This is a genomic window from Pseudomonas sp. A39, from assembly GCF_058145955.1.
The window spans coordinates 161564-185740 of the sequence record NZ_JBYVMD010000004.1 but is presented as its reverse complement, the minus strand read 5'-3'; the positions used below and the strand labels follow the sequence as shown (position 1 = coordinate 185740).

General features: G+C 62.1%; 26 protein-coding genes and 1 pseudogene. 16 read left to right on the top strand and 11 right to left on the bottom strand.

The genetic code is table 11. The features are described from left to right. Window positions 1-107 precede the first annotated feature (107 nt). Entirely contained in the window at window positions 108-623 is a 516-nt protein-coding gene (locus AC3ZU9_RS04850) for a DUF2062 domain-containing protein (protein WP_012724913.1), read from the top strand. Between the two features lie 16 nt (window positions 624-639). Here AC3ZU9_RS04850 and AC3ZU9_RS04845 read toward each other — a convergent pair. After that, window positions 640-824: pseudogene (locus tag AC3ZU9_RS04845) on the bottom strand (winged helix-turn-helix domain-containing protein); the annotation flags it as partial. 231 nt (window positions 825-1055) lie between these two features. On the opposite strand from AC3ZU9_RS04845, the gene AC3ZU9_RS04840 reads away from it, so the two are divergent. From AC3ZU9_RS04840 to AC3ZU9_RS04825, 4 genes are all read left to right on the top strand, one after another. Then, window positions 1056-3809 (top strand): response regulator, encoded by a 2754-nt coding sequence (locus tag AC3ZU9_RS04840; RefSeq protein ID WP_046035508.1) that lies wholly within the window; start codon window positions 1056-1058, stop codon window positions 3807-3809. Window positions 3810-3966: 157 nt separating this feature from the next. Next, window positions 3967-4956: a 2-hydroxyacid dehydrogenase gene (locus AC3ZU9_RS04835; protein ID WP_122811572.1), complete on the top strand. Its 990-nt coding sequence runs from the start codon at window positions 3967-3969 to the stop codon at window positions 4954-4956. Window positions 4957-5027: 71 nt separating this feature from the next. After that, on the top strand, window positions 5028-5468 hold the full coding sequence (locus tag AC3ZU9_RS04830) for a hypothetical protein (protein WP_490090370.1): 441 nt from the start codon (window positions 5028-5030) through the stop codon (window positions 5466-5468). After that, entirely contained in the window at window positions 5465-5869 is a 405-nt protein-coding gene (locus AC3ZU9_RS04825; protein WP_046035511.1) for an META domain-containing protein, read from the top strand. Before AC3ZU9_RS04830 ends, AC3ZU9_RS04825 begins: the two co-directional genes overlap by 4 nt. A 78-nt stretch (window positions 5870-5947) precedes the next feature. Here AC3ZU9_RS04825 and AC3ZU9_RS04820 read toward each other — a convergent pair whose 3' ends face one another. Further along, window positions 5948-6409, bottom strand: a complete 462-nt coding sequence (locus AC3ZU9_RS04820; protein WP_012724918.1) for a TlpA disulfide reductase family protein — start codon at window positions 6407-6409, stop codon at window positions 5948-5950. A gap of 115 nt (window positions 6410-6524) precedes the next feature. On the opposite strand from AC3ZU9_RS04820, the gene arsC reads away from it, so the two are divergent. Genes arsC through AC3ZU9_RS04805 form a run of 3 tightly spaced genes read left to right on the top strand, consistent with a single transcriptional unit; the run spans window position 6525 to window position 7892 of the window. Further along, window positions 6525-6878 carry an arsenate reductase (glutaredoxin) gene (gene arsC / locus AC3ZU9_RS04815; protein ID WP_012724919.1) on the top strand — a complete coding sequence of 118 codons (354 nt, stop codon included), beginning with the start codon at window positions 6525-6527 and terminating at the stop codon, window positions 6876-6878. Further along, window positions 6875-7489, top strand: a complete 615-nt coding sequence (gene wrbA, locus AC3ZU9_RS04810; RefSeq protein WP_046035512.1) for an NAD(P)H:quinone oxidoreductase — start codon at window positions 6875-6877, stop codon at window positions 7487-7489. Before arsC ends, wrbA begins: the two co-directional genes overlap by 4 nt. After that, the gene (locus tag AC3ZU9_RS04805) at window positions 7473-7892 is read left to right on the top strand and encodes a DUF2069 domain-containing protein (RefSeq protein ID WP_046035513.1); all 420 of its coding nucleotides are present in this window, start codon (window positions 7473-7475) and stop codon (window positions 7890-7892) included. The genes wrbA and AC3ZU9_RS04805 overlap by 17 nt, the downstream gene beginning before the upstream one ends. Before the next feature lie 115 nt (window positions 7893-8007). On the opposite strand, the gene AC3ZU9_RS04800 is transcribed toward AC3ZU9_RS04805, so the two are convergent. Further along, a complete protein-coding gene (locus tag AC3ZU9_RS04800; RefSeq protein WP_012724922.1) occupies window positions 8008-8679 on the bottom strand; it encodes a DNA-3-methyladenine glycosylase I in 672 nt (223 codons plus the stop codon). 67 nt (window positions 8680-8746) lie between these two features. Then, the gene (ttcA, locus tag AC3ZU9_RS04795) at window positions 8747-9571 is read right to left on the bottom strand and encodes a tRNA 2-thiocytidine(32) synthetase TtcA (RefSeq protein ID WP_046035515.1); all 825 of its coding nucleotides are present in this window, start codon (window positions 9569-9571) and stop codon (window positions 8747-8749) included. A 368-nt stretch (window positions 9572-9939) separates the two neighbouring features. On the opposite strand from ttcA, the gene AC3ZU9_RS04790 reads away from it, so the two are divergent. Continuing rightward, complete coding sequence (locus AC3ZU9_RS04790; RefSeq protein ID WP_012724924.1) at window positions 9940-10542, top strand: Yip1 family protein; 603 nt, start codon at window positions 9940-9942, stop codon at window positions 10540-10542. A gap of 128 nt (window positions 10543-10670) precedes the next feature. After that, entirely contained in the window at window positions 10671-11165 is a 495-nt protein-coding gene (locus AC3ZU9_RS04785) for a SprT family zinc-dependent metalloprotease (protein WP_010209629.1), read from the top strand. A 91-nt stretch (window positions 11166-11256) separates the two neighbouring features. On the opposite strand, the gene AC3ZU9_RS04780 is transcribed toward AC3ZU9_RS04785, so the two are convergent. Further along, a complete protein-coding gene (locus tag AC3ZU9_RS04780; RefSeq protein WP_490090369.1) occupies window positions 11257-12432 on the bottom strand; it encodes a CaiB/BaiF CoA transferase family protein in 1176 nt (391 codons plus the stop codon). A gap of 158 nt (window positions 12433-12590) precedes the next feature. Between AC3ZU9_RS04780 and tusD the strand changes: the two genes are divergently transcribed. From tusD to AC3ZU9_RS04750, 6 genes are all read left to right on the top strand, one after another. Then, window positions 12591-12983 carry a sulfurtransferase complex subunit TusD gene (gene tusD / locus AC3ZU9_RS04775; protein ID WP_012724926.1) on the top strand — a complete coding sequence of 131 codons (393 nt, stop codon included), beginning with the start codon at window positions 12591-12593 and terminating at the stop codon, window positions 12981-12983. 1 nt (window position 12984) lies between these two features. Next, window positions 12985-13335 carry a sulfurtransferase complex subunit TusC gene (tusC, locus tag AC3ZU9_RS04770; RefSeq protein WP_012724927.1) on the top strand — a complete coding sequence of 117 codons (351 nt, stop codon included), beginning with the start codon at window positions 12985-12987 and terminating at the stop codon, window positions 13333-13335. Continuing rightward, on the top strand, window positions 13335-13613 hold the full coding sequence (gene tusB, locus AC3ZU9_RS04765) for a sulfurtransferase complex subunit TusB (protein ID WP_102060140.1): 279 nt from the start codon (window positions 13335-13337) through the stop codon (window positions 13611-13613). The genes tusC and tusB overlap by 1 nt, the downstream gene beginning before the upstream one ends. Beyond that, window positions 13610-13945, top strand: coding sequence for a TusE/DsrC/DsvC family sulfur relay protein (locus AC3ZU9_RS04760; protein WP_012724929.1), 336 nt, complete (start codon window positions 13610-13612; stop codon window positions 13943-13945). The genes tusB and AC3ZU9_RS04760 overlap by 4 nt, the downstream gene beginning before the upstream one ends. After that, window positions 13942-14943, top strand: a complete 1002-nt coding sequence (locus AC3ZU9_RS04755; RefSeq protein WP_490090368.1) for a glycosyl transferase family protein — start codon at window positions 13942-13944, stop codon at window positions 14941-14943. Before AC3ZU9_RS04760 ends, AC3ZU9_RS04755 begins: the two co-directional genes overlap by 4 nt. Window positions 14944-15031: 88 nt before the next feature. After that, a complete protein-coding gene (locus AC3ZU9_RS04750; RefSeq protein WP_490090367.1) occupies window positions 15032-16027 on the top strand; it encodes a glutathione S-transferase family protein in 996 nt (331 codons plus the stop codon). A gap of 169 nt (window positions 16028-16196) precedes the next feature. Here the strand turns inward: AC3ZU9_RS04750 and cysG are convergent, their stop codons facing one another. The 6 genes from cysG to AC3ZU9_RS04720 are packed head-to-tail and all read right to left on the bottom strand — an operon-like array spanning window position 16197 to window position 23695. Further along, the gene (gene cysG, locus AC3ZU9_RS04745) at window positions 16197-17591 is read right to left on the bottom strand and encodes a siroheme synthase CysG (protein ID WP_012724932.1); all 1395 of its coding nucleotides are present in this window, start codon (window positions 17589-17591) and stop codon (window positions 16197-16199) included. Then, entirely contained in the window at window positions 17592-18872 is a 1281-nt protein-coding gene (serS, locus tag AC3ZU9_RS04740; protein WP_012724933.1) for a serine--tRNA ligase, read from the bottom strand. 16 nt (window positions 18873-18888) lie between these two features. Next, window positions 18889-19263, bottom strand: a complete 375-nt coding sequence (gene crcB, locus AC3ZU9_RS04735) for a fluoride efflux transporter CrcB (protein WP_012724934.1) — start codon at window positions 19261-19263, stop codon at window positions 18889-18891. Next, complete coding sequence (locus AC3ZU9_RS04730) at window positions 19263-20585, bottom strand: replication-associated recombination protein A (RefSeq protein ID WP_012724935.1); 1323 nt, start codon at window positions 20583-20585, stop codon at window positions 19263-19265. The genes crcB and AC3ZU9_RS04730 overlap by 1 nt, the downstream gene beginning before the upstream one ends. Before the next feature lie 23 nt (window positions 20586-20608). After that, window positions 20609-21232: an outer membrane lipoprotein periplasmic chaperone LolA gene (gene lolA / locus AC3ZU9_RS04725; RefSeq protein WP_064055398.1), complete on the bottom strand. Its 624-nt coding sequence runs from the start codon at window positions 21230-21232 to the stop codon at window positions 20609-20611. A 54-nt stretch (window positions 21233-21286) separates the two neighbouring features. Next, on the bottom strand, window positions 21287-23695 hold the full coding sequence (locus AC3ZU9_RS04720) for a DNA translocase FtsK (protein ID WP_012724937.1): 2409 nt from the start codon (window positions 23693-23695) through the stop codon (window positions 21287-21289). Window positions 23696-24177 lie beyond the last annotated feature (482 nt).

Sequence of the window (24177 nt, the reverse complement as noted above, 5' to 3'; positions counted from 1 at the left end):
GTCTTAGCCGAGCACCCAGCGCGGCCTATGATGTTTTGTCACAAAGTCTGAATTTTCTGTTTATAGAATGCGGGCATACTTGCCCCTCGAACTGACCTGGACCCCTTATGCCCCGGCGCTTATTCAAACGGTACATGCCTGATCCCAGCAGTATCCGGGAACACAAGTCATTACAGTTTCTCGGCACGTTGCTGCATGACCCGAACCTCTGGCACCTCAACCGCCACTCGGTCGCACGCGCAATGGCCGTGGGTTTGTTCGCGGCCTTTATCCCGATTCCTTTGCAGATGCTGCTGGCGGCGGTCCTGGCGATCACGGTGCGCGGCAATATGCCCATCGCGGTCAGCCTGGTATGGCTGACGAACCCGATTACCATGCCGGTGGTCTTTATCTGCACCTACATGACCGGCGCCTGGCTGATGAATGTGCCGCCCCGCAGCCTGCCCGATGACCTGACCTGGGAATGGATCAGCGGCCAACTGAGCACCTTATGGCAGCCGTTCCTGCTCGGTTCAGTGGTGTTGGGGCTGGTGCTGGGCGCCCTCGCCTACTGCCTGACCATGGGCTATTGGCGCTGGTGGGTTGCCCATCAGTGGAAAAAGCGCAAACAACGCCGCGCCTAGCAGGCCCGCAAGCGCAACTGCACGCGCAACCCTTGCCCCACACCCTGCGCACTTCGCGCTCGGTGTAGCCGATGGCCTTGAGCTTACGGCGGGTCTGGCTGATGTGCATGCCGAGGCTGCTGTCATGGAGGCATAACCGCGTTGCAGCACGTGCTGATATAGAAAGGCTTTGCTGAGCACTTCTTCGCTGTTGCGATGCAGGTAGGCGGACTGCTGCGGGATTCATTAGTCTCTGCCAGTCATTCTTAATGGCTGATTACTCAATATTCCCCCGCCGCGGCCAATCGCCGCCGGACGCCAATTGGCTTGAAGATTGCCATCTGTCATTAATTTGCAAGATTCCTCACCGCGCAAATGGCTACACTGCGCAGGTGGCGCGGGCCGGATGCCCGCGCAATTCCGTAGATATCAATGTGGTAGCAGGAGAGTGGCGTGCTGACAAGAATGGGGATAAAAGGCCGCGTACTGTTGCTGACGTTATTACCGACCAGCCTGATGGCCTCACTGTTGGGGGGCTATTTCACCTGGATGCAGCTCTCCGAACTGCAGACCCAACTGCTGCAACGCGGCGAAATGATCGCCGAGCAGTTGGCCCCGCTGGTGGCGCCCGCCCTGAGCGCTCGCAACACCGACCTGCTGGAGCGCATCGCCACCCAGTCCCTGGAGCAGCCGGACGTTCGCGCCGTGTCATTCCTCAGCCCGGACCGCGCATCGCTCGCGCATGCCGGCCCGACCATGCTCAACCAGCCGCCGATCGGCAACAGTTCCCACCTGCTGCAGCGCACAGGCAATGACGCCACCCGCTACTTGCTGCCGGTGTTTGGCCGCCATCGCAACCTCGCCGGCGACCTGATCCCGGATGAGGCCGATCGCCTGCTGGGCTGGGTCGAGGTGGAACTGTCCCACAATGGCATGCTGTTGCGTGGCTACCGCAGCCTGTTCGCCAGCCTGCTGCTGATCGCCATCGGCCTGATCTGCACCGCAGCGCTGGCCCTGCGCATCAGCCGTACGATCAACTCACCGATCGGCCAGATCAAGCAAGCCGTGGCCCAACTCAAGGACGGCAACCTGGAAACCCGCTTGCCACCGCTGGGCAGCCAGGAACTCGACCAACTCGCCTCGGGCATCAACCGCATGGCCGAGACCCTGCAGAATGCCCAGGAAGAACTGCAACACAGCATCGACCAGGCCACCGAAGACGTGCGCCAGAACCTGGAAACCATCGAGATCCAGAACATCGAGCTGGACCTGGCGCGCAAGGAGGCCCTGGAGGCCAGCCGCATCAAGTCGGAGTTCCTGGCCAACATGAGCCACGAGATCCGCACGCCGCTCAACGGCATCCTCGGCTTTACCCACTTGCTGCAGAAGAGCGAACTCACGCCGCGCCAGCTCGATTACCTGGGTACCATCGAAAAATCCGCAGACAACCTGCTGGGCATCATCAACGAAATCCTCGATTTCTCGAAAATCGAAGCCGGCAAGCTGGTCCTCGACAGCATCCCGTTCAACCTGCGGGACTTGCTGCAAGACACCCTGACCATCCTTGCCCCCGCCGCGCATGCCAAGCAGCTGGAACTGGTGAGCCTGGTCTACCGCGACACGCCGCTGGCGCTGGTGGGCGACCCGCTGCGCCTCAAACAGATCCTCACCAACCTGATCAGCAATGCGATCAAGTTCACCCGCGAAGGCACCATCGTCGCCCGGGCGATGATCGAGGACGAGCAGGAAGACAGCGTGCAATTGCGCATCAGCGTGCAAGACACCGGCATCGGCCTGTCCAGCCAAGACGTGCGCGCGCTGTTCCAGGCCTTCAGCCAGGCTGACAACTCACTGTCGCGCCAGCCCGGCGGCACCGGGTTGGGGTTGGTGATCTCCAAGCGCCTGATCGAGCAGATGGGCGGTGAAATCGGCGTCGACAGTACGCCGGGCGAAGGCTCGGAGTTTTGGATCAGCCTGAACCTGCCCAAGACCCGTGACGACGTCGAAGACCTGCCGTCCGCGCCGCTGCTGGGCCATCGCGTGGCCGTGCTGGAGAACCACGAGCTGGCGCGCCAGGCGCTGCAGCATCAACTGGAAGACTGCGGCCTGGAAGTCACGCCGTTCACCAGCCTCGAAAGCCTGACCAACGGCATCACCAGCGCCCACCAGACCGACCAGGCGATTGACCTCGCGGTCCTCGGCGTGACCGCCAATGACATCCCGCCCGAGCGCCTCAACCAGCACTTGTGGGACCTTGAACACCTGGGCTGCAAAGTGCTGGTGCTGTGCCCCACCACCGAACAGATGCTGTTCAACCAATCGGTGCCCAACCCCAACAGCCAGTTGCAGGCCAAGCCGGCGTGCACGCGCAAACTGCGCCGTGCGTTGTCCGACCTGATCAGCCCACGCCCGTCGCGCAGCGAACCGGGCGAGCCGCTCTCCAGCCGGGCGCCGCGCGTGCTGTGCGTGGACGACAACCCGGCGAACCTGCTGCTGGTGCAGACCCTGTTGGAAGACATGGGCGCACGGGTGCGTGCGGTGGAAAGCGGGTATGCGGCCATCGACGCGGTGAAACAGGACACCTTCGACTTGGTGCTTATGGACGTGCAGATGCCCGGCATGGACGGCCGCCAAAGCACCGAGGCGATCCGCCAGTGGGAAAGCGAGCGCAGCGGCACGCCATTGCCGGTGGTTGCCCTTACCGCCCACGCCATGGCCAACGAAAAACGCGCCTTGCTGCAAAGCGGCATGGACGATTACCTGACCAAACCCATCAGCGAGCGGCAACTGGCCCAGGTGGTGTTGAAATGGACCGGCCTGGCCCTGCGCAATCAAGGCCCGGAACGCGCCACCGACGGCCTCGGCCCCGGCGTGCAACTGCCGGTGCTGGATCATGAAGAAGGCTTGCGCCTGGCCGCCGGCAAGGCTGACCTGGCGGCGGATATGCTCGCCATGTTGCTGGCCTCCCTGGAGGCCGATCGCCTGGCCATCACCATTGCCCGCGACGCCAACGACAACAGCGCCCTGATCGAACGTGTGCACCGCCTGCACGGCGCGACCCGTTACTGCGGCGTACCGCAACTGCGCGCCGCCTGCCACCGCGCCGAAACCCTGCTCAAGCAGGACGACGCCAAGGCCCAGCACGCGCTGGACGAGCTGGACATGGCCATTGCCCGGCTGGCGAGTGAAGCGCGGGTTAACGCCTGACGCTACTTTATGGGCGCTGATCACCTGTGGGAGGGGGCTTGCCCCCGATAGCGTCGTGTCAATCGAAGCATCTGTAGCTGACACACACTAGTCGGGGGCAAGCCCCCTCCCACCATTGATCAGCGTTTGCGACGGATTAATTGCAGGGAGCTTTTTGATGCGCGTCATTTTTTTCAGCAGCCAAACCTACGACCGCGACAGCTTTCTCGGCGAGCCGCTGCCGCCAGGCCTGGCGCTGCAGTTCCAGCCCGCCCGGCTCAACCTCGACACCGTGGCCCTGGCCGAACACCACGAAGTGGTGTGCGCGTTTATCAACGACGACCTCAGCGCCCCGGTGCTGGAACTGTTGGCCAAGGGCGGCACGCGGCTGATCGCCCTGCGCTCGGCGGGCTACAACCATGTGGACCTGACCGCCGCCAAGCGCCTGGGCCTGACTGTCGTGCGCGTGCCGGCCTATTCGCCCCACGCAGTGGCCGAACACGCGGTCGCGCTGATCCTCGCGCTTAACCGCCGCCTGCACCGCGCCTACAACCGCACCCGCGATGGTGATTTCAGCCTGCATGGCCTCACCGGTTTCGACCTGGTGGGCAAGACCGTCGGCGTGGTCGGTACCGGCCAGATCGGCGCCACCTTCGCCAAGATCATGGCCGGCTTCGGTTGCCAACTGCTCGCCTATGACCCCGTCCCCAATCCGCAGGTCGAGGCCCTGGGCGCACGCTACGTAACCCTGCCCGAATTGCTGGCCCAGGCGCAGATCATCAGCCTGCACTGCCCGCTCACTGCCGACAGCAAACACGTGATCAACGCCCGCTCGCTGGCGCATATGCAGCCCGGCGCGATGCTGATCAACACCGGCCGCGGCGGGCTGGTCGACACCCCGGCGCTGATCGAGGCGCTCAAGGACGGCCAACTCGGCTACCTCGGGCTGGATGTGTATGAGGAAGAAGCGCAGCTGTTTTTCGAGGACCGCTCCGACCTGCCCCTGCAGGACGACGTCCTCGCGCGCCTGCTGACCTTCCCCACCGTGATCATCACCGCCCACCAGGCGTTTCTCACCCGCGAAGCCCTGGCGGCCATCGCCGGTACCACGTTGGCCAACATTGTCGCCTGGGCCGAGGGCCGGGCGCAGAACCTGGTCGAAGGATGATCAGCGGTCACATACCAGGCTCATGATGAGCCGGCACCCGTGATAGGATGCCGCGCCTATTTGGAGGATCCATGGCCGAACACGATTTCCGCTTCAGTTTGCTGAGCCCGCAACACACCCTGATCGAATGCCGCGCCCTGGTGCCGGGCCGTTACCAGGTGACTGGCAACGGTGGTTCGATCAAGCATGGCGACGTGCTGATCGTCACCCTGCGCGGCAGTAAAACCCTGTCGATGCGCCTCACCGTCGAAGGTGACGCGCGCTACTCCATCCGCCCGGCGGGCCAGTGGGTCGCGATGGCCCAGGGGCCGAAGTTCGGCGAGTTGGAGATTCACACCTGGAAGGTCAACTGCGACAGCTGCGAGGCGCTGTTGGAGTTCGAATTTGCGGTGGAAACCAAGCTGACCAAAGCGCCGCTGCAACCGGCCGCCAATGCGCGGATCGCCGAGTTGGGCTGGGCCAGCGAGGGCGACAAGCACCGCTGCCCTAAATGCCAGAAGGCCGCACAATGAAAGGCCTGCTTCTGCTCGCCGCCGTCGGTGCGGCCTTGACGGGCTGTGCCGGGAACTCGGTCAAGCTCAAGCAGGATCACAGCTACGTGGTGGAATGGATTGGCGAACGGCCGCTGATGGATTACGCGCACCTGACCGTCACCCTCGGCGCCGATGGCCGCGCCTACGGCAATGGCGGCTGCAACCATTGGTTTGCGCCGTACACCCTGGAGGGCGACACGCTCAGCTTCGGCAAGATCGGCAGCACTCGCAAACTCTGCGGCGAAGCCCTGATGGAACAGGAACACCGCTTCTTCCAGGCCCTGCAAGGCGTGCAGCGCTGGGACATCTCGCCGATCGAACAGACACGGTTCTGGCCGGCCGAAGGCAAGCCGATTCGCCTGTGGCTCGAAGAAGGCTGATGTTCCCAATCTATGGATTGATGGAAGCTAAATGTGGGAGGGGGCAAGCCCCTCCCACAGTTGTTTTGAGTTGTGGCTTTAACCGCGCAAGGCCTTGAGCTTGGCCAACACCCCTTCCGCCGTCTGCTCACCCATCAACTGCTCGCGCACCTTGCCCTTGTCATCAATGATGTAGGTCACCGGCAACGCCTCGCTGCGTGGAATATCGAAGATCCCCTCCGGATTCTGCGCCAGCACCGTGAACTTGATGCCCAGCTTCTCACTGGCTTCCTTCAATTCGGCGCCCTGCACATTGTCGAAGTTGACCCCGAACACGCCCACGTTCTGCGCCTTCAGTTGTTCGGCCAAGGCATTGAGCTCGGGGATTTCCGTGCGGCACGGGCCACACCATTCAGCCCAGTAATTGACCACCAGCCACTGCTTGTCCAAGCGCTCGGCCGCCACTTTCTGGCCATATTGGTCAACGCCGTAATCGTTACCGCAGCCGCTGAGCAGCAGGGTTGTGATGATCGCCAATGCACCGATCAGTCGCCTAGTCATGGGGTAATCCTTCGCAAAAATGAACGTTGGCTGCGACCTATCGCCTCTTACGGTTTAAGGACAGGTCGCTGCGCGGGTAGAATACCCGCCACCTTACGCAAGATGCGACCCGCACATGACCGATCTGACGCTTTATCACAACCCGCGCTGCTCGAAATCCCGCGGTGCGCTGGAACTGCTGGAAGCCCGCGGCCTCACGCCTACCGTGGTGCGTTACCTGGAAACCCCGCTGGACGCCGCACAGTTGAAGGCGTTGCTGGGCAAACTGGGGATCAGCGCGCGCCAACTGCTGCGCAGCGGTGAAGACGAATACAAGACCCTCAACCTGGCCGACGCCAGCCTCAGCGAAGCCCAATTGATCGCTGCCATCGCCGCGCACCCGAAGCTGATGGAACGCCCGATCCTGGAGACCGCCGACAAAGCCATCATTGGCCGTCCGCCGGAAAACGTAGTGGAGATCCTGCCGTGACGTCTCCGTATGTGCTGGTGTTGTATTACAGCCGCAACGGCTCGGTGAGCGAAATGGCCCGGCAGATTGCCCGGGGCATCGAGCAAGGCGGGATGGAAGCCCGGCTGCGCACCGTGCCGGCGATCTCCACCGAGTGCGAAGCCGTGGCGCCGAGCATTCCGGAGGAAGGCGCGCTGTATGCCAGCCTCGATGACCTGAAGCACTGCTCGGGCCTGGCTCTGGGCAGCCCGACCCGCTTCGGCAACATGGCCGCGCCGCTCAAGTATTTCCTCGACGGCACCAGCAACCTGTGGCTTACCGGCGCCCTCGTCGGCAAGCCGGCCGGTGTGTTTACCTCCACCGCCAGCCTGCATGGCGGCCAGGAGACCACGCTGATGTCGATGCTGCTGCCGTTGCTGCACCACGGCATGCTCATCACCGGCCTGCCCTACAGCGAACAAGCGTTGCTCGATACCCAGGGCGGCGGCACGCCGTATGGTGCCAGCCACCATGCGGGGCCGGACGGCAAGCGCCTGCTCGATCAACATGAAATCGCCCTGTGCCGCGCCCTCGGCCTGCGCCTGGCCAGCACTGCCACGCTGCTGGAGAACGGCCGTGGCCAGAAAGCCTAAGGTCCTGCCGCCCCAGGCGTGGCTCGAGCCACGGGTCAAGGTGGCCCGGGCACTGAGCCTGCTGGCGTTTTTTGGCCTGGTGGGTTTGCTCTGCGTGTACTACCTGTTCGTCGCTGACCTGCACGGCGCACGGCCGTGGGTGATCCTGCTGATCGAATTGGTGCCACTGCTGGTGCTGGCGCCGGGCATGCTGCTGGGCAGCGCACGCGGGCATTCGTGGATGTGCTTTGTGGTGAACCTGTATTTCATCAAGGGCGCGCTGGCGGCGTATGACCCGAACCGGCAAGGGTTCGGGGTGCTGGAGATGCTGGCGAGCCTGGCGGTGTTTTGTACGGCGTTGTTGTATGTGCGGTGGCGGCATCAGCTCAATCGCCGCTTGGCCGTTGATTCGCAAGCCAACTGATCACACCCTGTGGCGAGGGAGCTTGCTCCCGTTGGGCTGCGCAGCAGCCCCAAGATCTTTTGGGAGCGCTTCGCACTCCAGCGGGAGCAAGTTCCCTCGCCACAATAAGCGCTGATCAGTGGTTGACGGTGTAGGCCAACATCATCGACAACTGGCACATCGGCCGGCCACTCTCGGCATGCCACTGGTTGAACGCGCCCTGCACCGTCGCCAGGTCGCGCAGGCTGGTCGGCGCCTTGTCGACGATCTTCTGCGCGTTCAGCGCGGCGACGACGTCATCACTCGGCACAAACGTATCCTTGCCGACCATGCGCAAGAAACGCGGCGCTGACAGCCCGCCGAGTTGATGGCCGTGCTTGCTCAGGTACTTCCACAGTCCGACGATATCGGTCACCGGCCAGTCGGCGACAAACGCGCCGAAGCTGCCCTTCTCCTGCTCGATGTCGAGGATCATCTGCGCATTGCGCGGCACACTCTTGAGCTTGCCCAGGTGGCGGATGATCCGGGTGTCCTGCATCAGCCGCTCCAGGTGCTCAGCGCCCATCAGCACGACCTTTTCCGGGTCGAAGCCAAAAAACACCTGTTCGAACGCCGGCCACTTGGCATCGACCACGCTGTGCTTCAAGCCCGCACGAAACACGCGCAGCGCCAGGGTCGACAGGTAGCGATCATCACTGATCTTGCGCAACTGCGCCGCAGTCTTGGGAACAGGCAGATGGGCTTCCAACTCGGCCGCCGAACCGAAGCGGTTCAGACAATATTCGTGCAGCCACTTGTAATCGCGCATGCCCTCTCCTGGCAATTGAATTGAAAACGGCGCCCGCGAGCGCCGTGTGTCAGAGCATCGAATCAGCTCAGAGGTTCACAACATTAACGAAGCGCGATGCGGCGGTTTCATCAATCTTCAGGCTGGCGAAGTCGAACAGGTTGCGGTCGGCCAACTGCGAGGGGATCACATTCTGCAGACTGCGGAAGATGCTTTCGGTACGACCTGGGGTCTTGCGCTCCCAGTCCAGCAGCATTTCCTTGACCACCTGGCGCTGCAGGTTCTCCTGGGAACCGCACAGGTTGCACGGGATGATCGGGAACTGCTTGAAGTCGGAGTAGGCCTGGATGTCTTTCTCGTTGCAATACGCCAGCGGGCGGATCACCACGTTGCGCCCGTCATCGGCCCGCAGCTTGGGCGGCATGGCCTTGAGCGAGCCGTTGAAGAACATGTTGAGGAAGAAGGTCTCGACGATGTCATCGCGATGATGACCCAGGGCCATCTTGGTCGCACCGATCTCATCGGCGAAGGTGTAGAGCGTGCCACGGCGCAGGCGCGAGCACAGCGAGCAGGTGGTCTTGCCTTCCGGAATCAGTTCCTTGACCACCGAATAGGTGTCTTTTTCAACGATGTGGTACTCGACGCCCAACTCTTTGAGATAGGCCGGCAGCACATGTTCAGGGAAACCTGGCTGTTTCTGGTCCATGTTGACGGCCACGATCTCGAACTGGATCGGCGCGACCTTTTGCAGATGCAGCAGCACGTCGAGCAGGGTGTAGCTGTCTTTGCCGCCGGAGAGGCAGACCATGACCTTGTCGCCGTCCTCGATCATATTGAAATCGGCGACCGCTTCACCGGCCAGGCGACGCAGGCGTTTTTGCAGTTTGTTCTGGTTGACCGTAAGAGTGCCCATGGCGCTTGGATCCGCAAAAGGTGTGTGACGAAAAGCCGGGTATTTTACCTTCATGACCCGCTGAGTTCCAATGTGGGAGTGGGCTTGCTGTGGTGAGCGGGCTTGCCCCGCGCTGGGCTGCGCAGCAGCCCCATTGGATAGGCGATGAAAGCCCCCCTCCCACCTTGAATCACATCGCCACCTACAGACCCCGCCGCGATTAACCCCCGTGTTTACAGCGCAATTTGCTCTAAAGGCCTTACAGTCATTCCGGTCATCCCTTCCTATACTGCGACTAGAGGTCGCACATGTATCCAGGACCTTTGAGGCCATTTGGCCCGTGGGCGCTCCGATGGGGGGCGATGGTAACAACGACAGGAGTGACTGGCATGATCCATCACGTCGTGGGGCTATTTACCCATCCCGACCAGGAATGGCGGGAAATCCGTGGCGATAAAGAAGAAAGCATCGGCCACATGTACCTCACCCATACCTTGATTCTCGCGGCAATCCCCGCCGTATCCGCCTTTATCGGCACCACTCAGGTCGGCTGGGTCATCGGCAACCGCGCACCGGTGATGCTGACCCAGGAAAGCGCACTGTGGATGACCCTCATGTCCTACGCCGCCATGCTCGGCGGCGTGGCAGTGATGGGGGCGTTCATTCACTGGATGGCACGTACCTACGATGCCAACCCCAGCATGGCGCGCTGCGTGGCGTTTGCCACCTACACCGCCACGCCGCTGTTCATCGGCGGGCTGGCCGCGCTCTACCCGCATATGTGGCTGGGCATGGTGGTGGGCACGGCGGCCATTTGTTACACGGTGTACCTGCTGTACGTGGGGCTGCCGACGTTCATGAGCATCGACCCGGACGAGGGTTTCCTGTTTTCCAGCTCGGTGCTGGCCGTGGGCCTGGTGGTACTGGTGGCGATCATGGCGTTTACCGTGATCGTCTGGGGCTTGGGCGTGGGTCCGATCTACACCAACTGAGCGGATAAAACCGTAGGCAAGGCCACCGCAAGGTGGCTTTGTGCGTTATGCATGACCATTCGGCGCCTGACAGATTCGGAAACACCCAGCTTTGCGACATACTGGACGTCTCTGGAGATATGTACAGCATGCCCGAGCAACTCAATACCCGCGTCGAAGATTGTTTCCTGCAAGCCGAATCCTTTTTCAAACGAAGCTTCAAACGCCCCCAGGTCAGCCTCAAGCTGCGGGGCCAGAAGGCCGGTGTCGCGCATTTGCACGAGAACCTGCTGCGTTTCAACCCACAGTTGTACCGTGAAAACAGCCAACACTTCCTCAAACAGACCGTGGCCCATGAAGTGGCGCACCTGATTGCCCACCAATTGTTCGGCGAGCGCATCCAGCCCCATGGCGAGGAATGGCAATTGATCATGCGCGGGGTCTATGAACTGCCGCCGGACCGTTGCCACACCTATGAAGTGAAGCGCCGCCAGGTGACTCGCTATATCTACCGATGCCCGTGTGCGGACAGTGACTTTCCGTTTTCGTCACAGCGCCATGGCATGGTGGCCCAGGGGCGGCGGTATTTGTGTCGGCGGTGTCGCCAGACCTTGGTGTTTACCGGGGAAACCCGCGTGGAGTAAGGGCCTCAACGAGGGCAAGCCCCCTCCCCATCCAAAGGGTGAACCGGGTAAAAATGTGGGAGGGGGCTTGCTCCCGATGGCGTCTGCTCAGTCACCCTACAACCCTGGCCCGCCGCAAGTCCTCTATGCGCTGGGCACTGAACCCCAACTCCGCCAATACCTCATCACTGTGCGCCCCAACCGCAGCGCCCATATGCCTGGGCTCAGGCAACCCCTCGGAAAACTTCAGCGGGCAGGCCAGTTGCGCCTGGGTCGAGCCATCGCCCCGTGGCACCTGGCTCACCAACCCCCGCGCCTTCAGCTGCGGATGCTCCACCGCCTCACGTAAGCTCAGCACCGGCTCCACACACGCATCCACCGCGGCGAACAACGCGCACAACTCATCAAAGCTGCGCTTCTCAAACTCGACCTGCAGCGCCTGCTTCAGCGCTGGCTGCTGCTCAGGCCTCAGGCCCATCGACACCAAATCCGGACGCCCCAACGCGTCACACAATGGCTGCATGAACGCGGGCTCGAGGCTGCCCACCGACATCCAGCGCCCATCCCGCGAGCGGTAATAGTCGTAGAAGCTGCCGCCATTGAGCACGTGGCCTTCCCGCTCCGGTTCCACCCCACACGCCAGGTAACCCGCGCCGGCCATGGCGTTCAGGCTGAACGAGCAGTCGGTCATGCTCACGTCCAAGTATTGGCCGACCCCGCTCTGCTGCCGGGCAATAACCGCCGCCAGCAGCCCCACCACCGCATGCAGCGAACCGCCGCCCACATCCGCCAACTGCACGCCCAGCGGCAACGGCCCGGTGTCCTGGCGTCCGGTGTAGCTGGCCACCCCGGCCAGCGCCAGGTAATTGATGTCGTGCCCGGCGCGGTCCTTGTAGGGCCCGGTCTGGCCGTACCCGGTGATCGACACATAGATCAACCGGGGGTTGATCGCCTTCAATGCCTCATATCCCAGCCCCAACCGCTCCATCACCCCTGGTCGGAACTGTTCGAGCACAATGTCGTACTCTTTCACCAGCGCCCTTACGATCTCCAGCGCATCGGCCTGCTTGAGGTCCAGCGCCAGGCTACGCTTGTTGCGGTTGAGGTAGGCATGGCTGGCTGACGTGCCCTGGTCGTGAGGCGGCAGGACGCGCAACAGGTCCATGCGCGTGGGCGATTCGATGCGCAGCACCTCCGCGCCCATGTCCGCCAGCATCAACGAGGCGAATGGGCCAGGCAGCAAGGTGGAAAAATCCAACACTTTGAGTGACGCCAAGGGACCTGACATGGAAACTCCATTTCGGCATTTGAATGCCCACAGACTAGGCAGCCTTGCGCCTACCGGCAATCGCCTGAACAGTCATCGACAGTGACCGTTTTGATCACGGCGGGCTTTTTCAGGGCGACGGCTTTATCATTGGCTGACGTTTGCTTGCAGAGTGTTCCATGAAGTTTGCGATTGCACTGTTTTCCGCCGCCCACGCGCCCTCCTCGCGCCGCGCCCTGCTGTTCGCCCAGGCGGCGCTGGCCGGCGGGCATGAGATTGTGCGGCTGTTTTTCTATCAGGACGGCGTCTACAGCGCGTCCAATAACCTCGTTGTGCCCCAGGACGAACAAGACATTGCGCACCAATGGCGCGAGTTTGTCAGCGCGCACCAGCTTGATAGCGTGGTGTGCATCGCCGCCGCCTTGCGCCGTGGCGTGCTCAACCAGGAGGAGGCCACGCGCTATCAACGCAGCGCGGTCAACCTCGAGGCGCCTTGGGAGCTGTCGGGTTTGGGGCAATTGCACGACGCCACCCAGGCCGCCGACCGCCTGATCTGTTTTGGAGGGCCGTGACATGTCCAAATCCCTATTGGTGATCAGCCGCCAGGCGCCGTGGTCCGGGCCAAGCGCCCGCGAAGCGCTGGACATCGTTTTGGCCGGTGGCGCCTTCGATCTGCCGATTGGCCTGCTGTTCCTCGATGACGGTGTGTTCCAACTGGCGCCGCACCAGGACGCCAAGGCCGTGCAGCAAAAAGACCTCAGCGCCAACCTCCAGGCGCTGGGCCTGTTCGGCATCGATGAGGTGTTCGCCTGCCGCCACAGCTTGGCCGCGCGCGGCCTCACGATGCCCGTCAGCGCCGAGCCGCTGGACAGTGCCGCGATCGCCGCGCTGATTGACCGTTACGACCAGGTGATTACCCTCTGATGTCGACTCTCCATGTGGTTTCCCACTCCCCGTTTACCGATAGCCGCCTCGACAGCTGCCTGCGTATGTGCGGCGCCGAAGACGCCATCCTGCTCTGCGGCGATGGCGCCTACGGGCTCCACAGCCCCGCCCTGCACACCAAAGGCGTGAAAGTCTTTGTGCTGGCCGAGGACATGCAGGCACGCAACCTGCCGCTCCCGGATTGGGCCGATAGCGTGGATTACCCAGGCTTCGTGCAGTTGTCGCTCGACTACGACAAGGTCAACAGCTGGCTATGAACACCCTGACCGTTGGCGCACGCACCCTGGAACTGGACAAGGACGGCTACCTCGTTGACCTCAACGCATGGTCCGATGAGGTGGCCAACGCCCTGGCCGCCGCCGAAACCCTGGAATTGACCGCGGACCATTGGGAAATCCTCACGCTGCTGCGTCAGTTCTATGCCGAATTCCAGCTGTCCCCGGCCACGCGCCCATTGATCAAGTACACCGCCTTGAAACTGGGCCCGGAAAAGGGCAACAGCCTGCACCTCAACAAACTGTTCAACGGCACTCCCGCCAAACTCGCCGCCAAGCTGGCGGGCCTGCCCAGGCCGACGAATTGCTTATGACCGACTTTGCCCCGCTGACCCTTGAAACGCCTGCCGAGCACCCGTTTGCGCCATTCGTGCGCATCCTGGGCAAAGGCAAGCGCGGTGCGCGCAACCTCACCCGCGAAGAGGCCCGCGAGGCCATGGGCATGCTGCTCGACGAAAAAGTCGAGGACACCCAGCTCGGCGCCTTCCTGATGCTGTTGCGCCACAAGGAAGAAAGCCCAGAGGAACTTGCAGGCTTCACCGAAGCCGTGCGCGAGCGCCTGCACGCCCCGGCACTGAACGTGGATGTCGACTGGCCCACCTACGCCGGCAAGAAACGCCATTTGCCGTGGTACCTGCTGGCGGCCAAGTGCCTGGCGCAGAACGGCGTGCGCATCCTCATGCACGGGGGTGGCGCACACACGGCGGGCCGGCTGTACACCGAGCAATTGCTCGAAGGTTTGCAGATCCCGCTGTGCCGTAACTGGCAGCAGGTCGAGTCCGCCTATGCGCAAGGCAACCTGGCGTTTATTCCACTGGGTGATTGGGCGCCGCAATTGCAGCGCATGATCGACCTGCGCAACACCCTGGGCCTGCGCTCGCCGATCCACTCATTGGCGCGCCTGCTCAACCCGCTGCAGGCACGCCTGGGGCTGCAAAGCATTTTCCATCCGGGTTATCAGGGCGTGCACCGCGATGCCAGCGGCTTGCTGGGTGACAATGTGATTGTGATGAAAGGGGATGGCGGCGAGGTCGAGATCAACCCTGACACCCTCAGCCATCTGTACGGCACCACCGCTGGCGAAAGCTGGGACGAAGAATGGCCCGCCCTCTCCGCCCAACGCCACGTCAAGCCGGCCACGCTCGAACCCGAACACCTGAAGGCCGTGTGGCGCGGTGACGTTGAGGACAGCTACCCGCAATTGGCGCTGATCGCCACCATGGCCCTGGCCTTGCGCGGCCTGGGCCACCCAAGGGAGCAGGCCTTTGAATTGGCCCAGCAGTATTGGGCCGCACGGGACAAATCGATTTAATCGATTATTCACGCCCGGTATTTGCGCTTTTAGTTCGAACTCATCCCTTTAGACTGGGCTCCAACGCTTATTAGCCAAGGAGCCAGTCATGGGTTTGCTGATCGAAGGACACTGGAAAGACCAGTGGTACGAAAGTAGCGCAGATGGCGCTTTCCAACGCGAACAAGCGCAACGCCGCCACTGGGTGACCGCCGATGGCGCGCCCGGCCCGAGCGGCGAAGGCGGCTTCAAGGCCGAGGCCGGTCGCTACCACCTTTACGTGTCCCTGGCCTGCCCGTGGGCGCATCGCACCCTCATCCTGCGCAAGCTCAAGGGCCTGGAAAGCCTGATCGATGTGTCCGTGGTCAGTTGGTTGATGCTCGAAAACGGCTGGACCTTCGACAAGGCCCATGGCTCGACCGGCGACAAACTCGACGACTTTGCGTTTATGCACCAGCGCTACACCGCCGACGCTGCGGACTACACCGGACGCGTCACCGTGCCGGTGCTGTGGGACAAAAAGCTGCAGCGCATCGTCAGCAATGAATCGGCGGAGATCATCCGCATGTTCAACAGTGCCTTTAATGAATTGACCGGCAACACTCTGGATTTCTACCCCGAGCCGCTGCGCACGACCATCGACACGTTGAACGAACGTATTTACCCAGCGGTGAACAACGGCGTGTATCGCGCAGGCTTTGCCACCTCACAGCAGGCGTATGAACGTGCGTTTGATGATGTGTTTGCGGAGCTGGATCACCTGGAACAGCATTTAGGCGACCATCGTTACCTGGCAGGCGAATACCTGACTGAAGCGGATGTGCGGCTGTTCACCACGCTGATTCGCTTTGATACGGTGTATTACAGCCACTTCAAATGCAACCTGCGCAGGATTGCGGACTATCCGAACCTGTCGAATTGGCTGAGGGAGATGTATCAGTGGCCGGGGGTGGCCGAGACGGTGGATTTCGAGCATATCAAAGGGCATTACTACGCGAGTCACCGCACGATCAACCCGACGGGGATTGTGCCGAAGGGGCCGTTGCAAGCGTTTGATACTGCGCATGATCGGGCACAACTGAACGGCAAAGGCGTCTGCAGCTGATAAGTTACTGTGGTGAGCGGGCTTGCCCCGCGCTGGGCTGCGGAGCGGCCCCAGTAAAAACGCCGAGTTTTTTCAGAAAGAACTCGACGTCTGGTTTTGGGGCCGCTCCGCTGCCCAGCGCGGGGCAAGCCCGCTCACCACAGAAAGCCTGCCAGCTACAATAGCGCTGTCAGACCTGGGATTGTGCGCCTTCGAACCACTTCAGCTTCTCGCGCAACACCACCACTTCACCGACGATCACCAGCGTCGGTGCATGCACTTCATGCTCCGCCACCATGCGCGGCAAATCCGCCAGGGTGCCGGTGAACACGCGCTGGTTGGACGTGGTGCCCTGCTGGATCAACGCCGCCGGTGTATCCGCCGCACGCCCGTGCTTGATCAGCTGTTCGCAGATGATCGGCAAGCCGATCAAACCCATATAGAACACCAGGGTCTGCGAGGGTCCCACCAGGTCCTGCCAAGGCAGGTCCGACGTCCCATTCTTCAAATGCCCGGTGATAAAGCGTACGGACTGCGCGTAATCACGGTGGGTCAGCGGAATCCCGGCATATGCCGCGCAACCGCTGGCCGCCGTGATCCCCGGCACCACCTGGAACGGGATGCCATGGGCCGCCAGTTCTTCGATCTCTTCGCCACCACGACCAAAGATGAACGGATCGCCACCCTTGAGGCGCAGCACGCGCTTGCCTTGCTTGGCCAGGTCCACCAGTTGCTGGTTGATCTGGTCTTGCGGCACCGCGTGGTCGGCGCGACGCTTGCCGACATAGATGCGTTCGGCATCACGGCGACACAGTTCGAGGATCGCGGGCGCGACCAGGCGGTCATACAGCACCACGTCAGCTTGCTGCATCAGACGCAGGGCGCGGAAGGTCAGCAGGTCGGGATCACCCGGGCCGGCACCGACCAGATAGACCTCGCCCGGCGCATAAGGTGGCGCGCCATTGACCTTTTCGATCAGCAGGCGCTCAGCTTCATCGCCCTGCCCGGCCAACTGGCGGTCGGCAATCGGGCCTTGGAACACCTCTTCCCAGAACGCACGACGCTGCTGCACATCCGGGTACAACCCTTTGACTTGGGCACGAAAACGCGCCGCCAACCCGGCCAATTGGCCGTAAGTGGACGGAATCCAGGTTTCCAGCTTGGCGCGGATCAAGCGCGCCAGCACCGGCGCATCGCCGCCGCTGGACACGGCAATCACCAACGGTGAGCGGTCGACGATCGCCGGGAAGATCACACTGCACAAGGCTGGCGCATCCACCACATTGACCGGCACGCAACGACGCTTGGCATCGCTGGACACTTGCGCGTTCAGCGGCTCGTCGTCCGTTGCCGCGATGATCAGGGTGCAACCGTCGAGGTCGGCCTCCTGATAACCGCGCAACATCAGTTCCCCGCCACTGCCCTGCACCAGCTCACGCAACTGGTCTTCGATCTGGGGAGCAACCACTCGCAGCACCGCACCGGCATCCGCCAGCAGCCGGGATTTGCGCAAGGCAATCTCACCGCCACCGACGACCAACACGCGACTGCCGCGCAGGTTATGAAACAGCGGCAGAAATTCCATTTAGCGGATGACCTCAACGCCCGCCATGTACGGCTTGAGCACTTCAGGTACGCGGATAGAACCGTCAGCCTGCTGGTAGTTTTCCAGCACGGCCACCAGGGTGCGGCCTACAGCCAGACCGGAACCGTTGAGGGTGTGGACCAGCTCCGGCTTGCCAGTTTCCGGGTTGCGGAAACGCGCCTGCATGCGACGGGCCTGGAAATCACCGCAGTTGGAGCACGACGAAATCTCGCGGTATTTGTCTTGGCTCGGCACCCACACTTCCAAGTCGTAGGTTTTAACGGCGCTGAAACCCATGTCGCCGGTGCACAGCGCGAGTACGCGGTACGGCAGCTCCAGCAGTTGCAGGACGCGTTCGGCGTTGGCGGTCAGGCCTTCGAGGGCCTCCATGGAGGTCGACGGCTCGACCACCTGCACCATCTCGACTTTGTCGAACTGGTGCTGGCGGATCATGCCGCGGGTGTCACGGCCCGACGCACCGGCTTCGCTGCGGAAGCACGGGCTGTGGGCCACGAACTTCAGCGGCAGTTGCTTGGCGTCGAGGATCTCGCCGGAAACGATATTGGTCAGCGACACTTCGGCGGTAGGGATCAGGTACAGGTCGGCTTCGCCGTCGCGGCTGATCTTGAACAGGTCTTCTTCGAATTTCGGCAGCTGGCTGGTGCCCATCAGCGCCGGTGCCTGCACCAGATACGGGGTGTAGGCCTCTTCGTAACCGTGTTCGGCGGTGTGCAGGTTGATCATGAACTGCGCCAGGGCGCGGTGCATGCGCGCGATCGGGCCGCGCAGCAAGGCAAAGCGTGCGCCGGACATCTTGGCGGCGGTTTCGAAATCCAGGCCACCGGTCAGTTCGCCCAGGGCAACGTGGTCCTTGATCTCGAAATCAAAGGCTGTTGGCGTGCCCCAACGGCGGACTTCGACGTTGCCGTCTTCGTCTTCGCCAATCGGTACGGATTCGTGCGGGAGGTTAGGGATGCCGAGCAGGATCGAATCCAGCTCGGACTGAATTTTTTCCAGCTCGACCTTGCCGTCGGACAGCTCGGTGCCCATGCGCTCGACATCCGCCATCAGCGGCGCAATGTCTTCGCCTCGCTGCTTGGCCTGACCGATGGACTTGGAACGCGCATTCCGCTCAGCCTGCAGTGCTTCGGTGCGGGTCTGGACGGTCTTGCGCTGTTCTTCCAGCGCTTCGATGCGCGCAACATCCAAGGCAAAGCCACGGGATGCCAGGCGGTCCGCTACGTCCTGAAGGTTGCTACGTAACAGTTTGGAATCGAGCATGTCGGTCTCTCGTTTATCAAAGTTTGGTCAAGGACAGGCCGGCCCAGGTGGCGAGCAGCCCGCCGAACACGCTGATGCCCAGGTACCCGAAGGCTATCAGGGCCTGCCCGCTTTCCAGCAGGCGCAGCGTATCCAGTGAAAAGGATGAAAAGGTCGTCAGACCGCCTACAAAGCCGACAATCAAGCCGGCACGAATTTCAATCGGCACTTCCGGGCGCAACAGGAACCAGCCGTACAAGAGCCCGATGATCAGGCAGCCCACCAGGTTGACCGCCAGGGTCGCCGCATAAAAATGCTTCGGCCAGTTGGCGCTGACCCAGGTGCCAGCGGCGAAACGCAATAATGTACCAGCGATGCCGGCTGCGGACACGGCAAGAATCGTCTTAAACACTACTTTCTCCGTTGTTTGGGGCTGAGCCGGTCGAGTTGCGCGAGGTGATTGAGCTTTTCACCGATTTTCAGCTCCAGGCCACGGGGCACGGGTTGATAGAGCGGCAGCGGCTCAAGCTCATCGGGGAAGTAGTCTTCACCGGCCGCGTAGGCATCCGGCTCATCGTGGGCATAACGGTATTCATCGCCATAACCCAGCTGTTTCATCAGCTTGGTCGGCGCGTTGCGCAAATGCATCGGCACTTCGAGGGAACCGTGTTCGGCGGCGGCGCGCAGTGCGGACTTGAAGCCCATGTAGACCGCATTGCTCTTTGGCGCACACGCCAGGTAGGTGATTGCCTGGGCCACGGCCAACTCGCCTTCCGGGCTGCCCAGGCGCTCCTGCACGTCCCAGGCGGCGAGGCACAGGCTCAAGGCGCGCGGATCGGCGTTGCCGATGTCTTCGCTGGCCATGCGCACCACGCGGCGGGCGAGGTACAGCGGGTCGCAACCACCGTCGATCATCCGCGCAAACCAATACAACGCGCCGTCCGGGTTAGACCCGCGTACGGATTTGTGCAGCGCCGAAATCTGATCGTAGAAGGCTTCGCCGCCCTTGTCGAAACGCCGGCGCGTATCACCGAGCAAGCTTTGCAGCAGGTCGACGCCAATCTCACCGCCGTCTTCGGCCAGGTCGGAGGCGTTCTCCAACAGGTTGAGAAAGCGGCGGCCATCGCCATCGGCGGCGGTGAGCAGGATTTTGAAACCCTCTTCGCTCACGCTGAGTTGCCGCTTGCCCAACCCCTTGTCTTCGTTCAAGGCGCGGTGCAGCAGCTTCTGCATCGCCACTTCATCCAGGCTCTTGAGTACGTAGACCCGCGCCCGCGAGAGCAAGGCGTTGTTCAACTCAAACGAAGGGTTTTCGGTGGTGGCGCCGATAAAAATCAGCGTGCCGTCTTCGACATAAGGCAGGAACGCATCCTGCTGCGACTTGTTGAAGCGATGCACTTCATCGACAAACAGGATGGTGCGCTTACCGTATTGCCCGGCCTGCTGCTTGGCGACTTCCACCGCCTGGCGGATCTCCTTGACCCCGGCGAGCACCGCCGAGACCGTTTCGAAGTGTGCATCCGAGACCTTCGCCAGCAGCCGTGCCAGGGTGGTCTTACCCACTCCCGGCGGCCCCCAGAAAATCATCGAATGCAGCGCGCCCTGCTCCAGGGCTTCGCGCAAAGGCTTGCCGCGAGCGAGCAGGTGTTCCTGACCGACGTACTCATCCAGGTTGGTCGAACGCAAGCGCGCCGCCAAAGGCTGGGCAATCGGGTCACTTCGAAACAGATCCATGGGCAGCGTTTGAAACCTCTAGATTATTCCTGGATCACGTCGGCACCCTTGGGGATGTCGAACTTGAACTTGGACGCGGGCACCGGCTGGTTGGCCTTGACCCCGGAGAACAGGATATCGGTGCGCTGGCCGACGCTGTCGACCAGGCGCATGTTATTGATCACGCCGTTGCCGAACGACAGGGACAGTGTGTCAAACAGCGTGTCCTTGGATTTCGGCTTGAGGGTGAACTCGATCACGTTGCTGGTTTGCTTGGAGGTGATGTCGAAACTGTCGTTGATCTTCGACACATCACCCGACAGCAACAGCGCCGGGGTCTGGTTCAAGCGCGGGTCGAGCTTCTTGATGGTCGCTTGCTCCAGGTCCGGGTCCCACAGGGTGACCTTCTGGCCGTCGGAAACGATGGTTTGCTCGGCCTTGCCTTCGGTGTGCCAGTAGAACAGGCCAGGGCGCTGCACGGCCATTTCGCCGGCAGTTTCCTGCAACTGGGTGCCACCGGCATCCAGGGTCATCTGGGAGAAGCGCGCGGTCAGGGTCTGGGATTTGTCCAGCAGGTTCTTCAGGCTGGCGACGGAGGCCGGGTCGGCGTGCGCCGAAACAGCAGTCAGGGCCAGTGCCGGCAACAACAGCATGCGGATAAGACGCATGGGAGTCCTCATTGAGTAGTCAGGGCGCGCCGCGTGTTGCCACGCGGCACGGGATCAGTCGCGCATCTGCCCGGGGGCAATGACTTCGCGCGAACCGTTGGTGTTCATTGCGGTGACGACGCCGGCGTTTTCCATGGCTTCGATCATGCGGGCGGCGCGGTTGTAGCCGATTTTCAGCTTGCGCTGTACCGCCGAGATCGAGGCGCGACGGCTTTCCAGCACAAAGGCCACGGCTTCGTCGTACAACGCGTCGGTCTCGGCATCATCGTCGCCACCACTGCTGCCGCCGTCAAAGCCACTGCCGGCCTCTTCAACGCCCGCGAGGATGTCGTCGTTGTACTCCGGCGCACCGCGCAGTTTCCAGGCTTCCACCACACGGTGGACTTCATCGTCGGAAACGAAGGCGCCGTGAACCCGGATCGGCAGGCTGGTGCCCGGTGGCATGTAGAGCATGTCACCATGGCCGAGCAGTTGTTCGGCGCCGCCCTGGTCGATGATGGTCCGTGAGTCGATCTTGCTCGACACCTGGAACGCCATGCGCGTCGGAATGTTGGCCTTGATCAGGCCGGTGATCACGTCCACCGACGGACGCTGGGTCGCAAGAATCAAGTGAATACCGGCGGCACGGGCCTTCTGGGCAATACGCGCGATCAGTTCCTCAACCTTCTTGCCGACGATCATCATCATGTCGGCGAATTCGTCGACCACCACCACGATGGTCGGCAGCTTGGTCAACAACGGCGCTTCGTCGTGAATGCTTTCGCGCTTGTACAGCGGATCGGTCAGCGGTGTGCCGGCATCCTGGGCTTCCTTGACCTTGGCGTTGAAGCCCGACAGGTTCCGTACGCCCATCTTCGCCATCAGCTTGTAGCGACGCTCCATCTCGGCCACGCTCCAGCGCAGGGCGTTGGCGGCGTCCTTCATGTCGGTCACCACCGGGCACAGCAGGTGCGGGATGCCTTCGTAGATCGACAATTCCAACATCTTCGGGTCGATCATGATCAGCTTGGCGTCGTCCGGGCCGGACTTGAACAGGATCGACAGGATCATCGCGTTCACACCCACCGACTTACCCGAGCCGGTGGTACCGGCCACCAGCAGGTGGGGCATTTTCGCCAGGTCGGTGATCACCGGCTTGCCGCCGATGTCGTGACCCAGGGCCAGGGTGACCGGCGATTTGAAGTTGTCGTATTCCGGCGTCGACAGTACCTCGGAGAAGCGCACGATCTGGCGGTCTTCGTTGGGAATCTCGATACCCACGGTGGTCTTGCCGGGGATGACTTCCACCACGCGCACGCTGGTTACGGCCAGGGAACGGGCCAAATCCTTCGCCAGGTTGGAGATACGGCTGACCTTCACCCCCGCGGCTGGCTGGATTTCATACCGGGTAATCACCGGGCCTGGGTGGATGGAGTCCACCGACACTTCAACGCCGAATTCCTTGAGCTTGATTTCCAGCAGATGGCCGACGGCCGCCAGGGATTCCGGCGAATAGTTGAGTTGTTTCTTTTCGGCCGGGTCAAGGATCGAGATCGGCGGCAAGGTGCCTTCGACGGCGCTGTCGACGAACAGCGGCGCCTGCTTCTCTTTCTGCACGCGGTGGCTCGGCTCGGCCGGTTTAGGCGGCGCGGGAGCGATCACCGGCGGCACCTGCTTCTCGCGGTCCGACATGTGTTTGCTCAGGGCCTGCTCGCGTTCGATCAGGCGTTCCTTGACCTTGGCCTGCTCACGCCGGTCCGGTGTGCTCGGGGCCACGACTTCGTTGACGCGGGTGTCCACTTCACGCAGCTGCGCCACCATGCGCTTGCGCTCGACGCGGGCCGCCCACCAGCGGTTGGCGGCGCCCTGGAACAGCTCCAGCAGGTCGAGGGTGATCTTGCCGGTCACGTCCATCACCTTGAACCACGACAGGTCGGTGAACACGGTGAGGCCGAACAGGAACAGCGCGATGAACATCAGGGTGCTGCCCTGGATATTCAGGGTCTTGCGCGCCAGGTCGCCGAGGCTTTCGCCCAGAGCCCCGCCCGCGCCCGCCGGCAGACCGGTGGGTGCATGGAAATGAATGTGCGCCAATGCCGCCCCGGACAACACCAGGAACACCAAGCCGATCAGCCGCCAGGAGAACAGCCAGCCGCTCCACTGCCACGGCTCGTGACGCTGGCGGAAGATCTGCCAGGTCTTGATCGCCAGCAGCAATGGGAAGATATAGGCGAAGTAACCCAGCACCATGAACAGGATATCGGCGCTGTAGGAGCCGGCAGGCCCACCGAAGTTCTGCACGTCTTCGATCTTGCTGTTATGGCTCCAGCCCGGATCGTCCTTGCCGTACGTCAGCAAGGCCATCATCAGGAACAGGCACAGCGCGCCGATGGCGATCAACGCACCTTCCTTGAGGCGATAATGCAGGTGCTGGCGCCAAGCGGGCACGACTGCTGCTTTAGGTGTTGCGGCGGATTTCTTCAAAACGGGTCTTTTCCTGCGCCTTTAGCGCGTCCATCTGTTGAATGACTGCAAATACTGCCCAATCCGAGCAGCTGAAAAATGAACGAGCGTAGTTGAATCTACTTTTAACACCGGGCGATTGCTGGATGAAATGACAGCAGCGCCACAATGGCCGCATTGTACGGGTTTGTGTGCCTGATGCCACGCCGCTTGGCGTTCTTCAAACAGCCTGGCCAATGACATCTCACAAGAGGCCCAATTTGAGCATGCATTGTCTTTGCTGACAAAGGCTTATGAGCTGTTTTTACTAATCCAGGCAAGCTTGGCAAAATGCCTGCATGGGCCAGACCCGATTACGACCACGCCTTATGCAGAGAGTTGCAGAAACACCCGCTCACGCTAATGCGCGTCAATGGCCGATTCGGACTGGCCCCAGAGCGCTGTGTCGACAATAATCAACCCTTGGGGCAGACACCATCGCTGCCCACTCCCCTCCCCTTCCG

What these genes read in the sequence shown, in the direction of transcription:
- AC3ZU9_RS04800 (WP_012724922.1), bottom strand. Translation starts at nt 8,679, where the DNA reads ATGCGCGATTACAAGTGGCTGCACGAATATTGTCTGAACCGCTTCGGT.
- AC3ZU9_RS04785 (WP_010209629.1), top strand. Translation starts at nt 10,671, where the DNA reads ATGCCCGAGCAACTCAATACCCGCGTCGAAGATTGTTTCCTGCAAGCC.
- tusC (WP_012724927.1), top strand. Translation starts at nt 12,985, where the DNA reads ATGTCCAAATCCCTATTGGTGATCAGCCGCCAGGCGCCGTGGTCCGGG.
- AC3ZU9_RS04825 (WP_046035511.1), top strand. Translation starts at nt 5,465, where the DNA reads ATGAAAGGCCTGCTTCTGCTCGCCGCCGTCGGTGCGGCCTTGACGGGC.
- AC3ZU9_RS04835 (WP_122811572.1), top strand. Translation starts at nt 3,967, where the DNA reads ATGCGCGTCATTTTTTTCAGCAGCCAAACCTACGACCGCGACAGCTTT.
- AC3ZU9_RS04760 (WP_012724929.1), top strand. Translation starts at nt 13,610, where the DNA reads ATGAACACCCTGACCGTTGGCGCACGCACCCTGGAACTGGACAAGGAC.
- AC3ZU9_RS04730 (WP_012724935.1), bottom strand. Translation starts at nt 20,585, where the DNA reads ATGGATCTGTTTCGAAGTGACCCGATTGCCCAGCCTTTGGCGGCGCGC.
- AC3ZU9_RS04750 (WP_490090367.1), top strand. Translation starts at nt 15,032, where the DNA reads ATGGGTTTGCTGATCGAAGGACACTGGAAAGACCAGTGGTACGAAAGT.
- AC3ZU9_RS04820 (WP_012724918.1), bottom strand. Translation starts at nt 6,409, where the DNA reads ATGACTAGGCGACTGATCGGTGCATTGGCGATCATCACAACCCTGCTG.
- AC3ZU9_RS04850 (WP_012724913.1), top strand. Translation starts at nt 108, where the DNA reads ATGCCCCGGCGCTTATTCAAACGGTACATGCCTGATCCCAGCAGTATC.
- cysG (WP_012724932.1), bottom strand. Translation starts at nt 17,591, where the DNA reads ATGGAATTTCTGCCGCTGTTTCATAACCTGCGCGGCAGTCGCGTGTTG.
- ttcA (WP_046035515.1), bottom strand. Translation starts at nt 9,571, where the DNA reads ATGGGCACTCTTACGGTCAACCAGAACAAACTGCAAAAACGCCTGCGT.
- arsC (WP_012724919.1), top strand. Translation starts at nt 6,525, where the DNA reads ATGACCGATCTGACGCTTTATCACAACCCGCGCTGCTCGAAATCCCGC.
- tusD (WP_012724926.1), top strand. Translation starts at nt 12,591, where the DNA reads ATGAAGTTTGCGATTGCACTGTTTTCCGCCGCCCACGCGCCCTCCTCG.
- tusB (WP_102060140.1), top strand. Translation starts at nt 13,335, where the DNA reads ATGTCGACTCTCCATGTGGTTTCCCACTCCCCGTTTACCGATAGCCGC.
- AC3ZU9_RS04755 (WP_490090368.1), top strand. Translation starts at nt 13,942, where the DNA reads ATGACCGACTTTGCCCCGCTGACCCTTGAAACGCCTGCCGAGCACCCG.
- AC3ZU9_RS04790 (WP_012724924.1), top strand. Translation starts at nt 9,940, where the DNA reads ATGATCCATCACGTCGTGGGGCTATTTACCCATCCCGACCAGGAATGG.
- lolA (WP_064055398.1), bottom strand. Translation starts at nt 21,232, where the DNA reads ATGCGTCTTATCCGCATGCTGTTGTTGCCGGCACTGGCCCTGACTGCT.
- serS (WP_012724933.1), bottom strand. Translation starts at nt 18,872, where the DNA reads ATGCTCGATTCCAAACTGTTACGTAGCAACCTTCAGGACGTAGCGGAC.
- AC3ZU9_RS04780 (WP_490090369.1), bottom strand. Translation starts at nt 12,432, where the DNA reads ATGTCAGGTCCCTTGGCGTCACTCAAAGTGTTGGATTTTTCCACCTTG.
- AC3ZU9_RS04830 (WP_490090370.1), top strand. Translation starts at nt 5,028, where the DNA reads ATGGCCGAACACGATTTCCGCTTCAGTTTGCTGAGCCCGCAACACACC.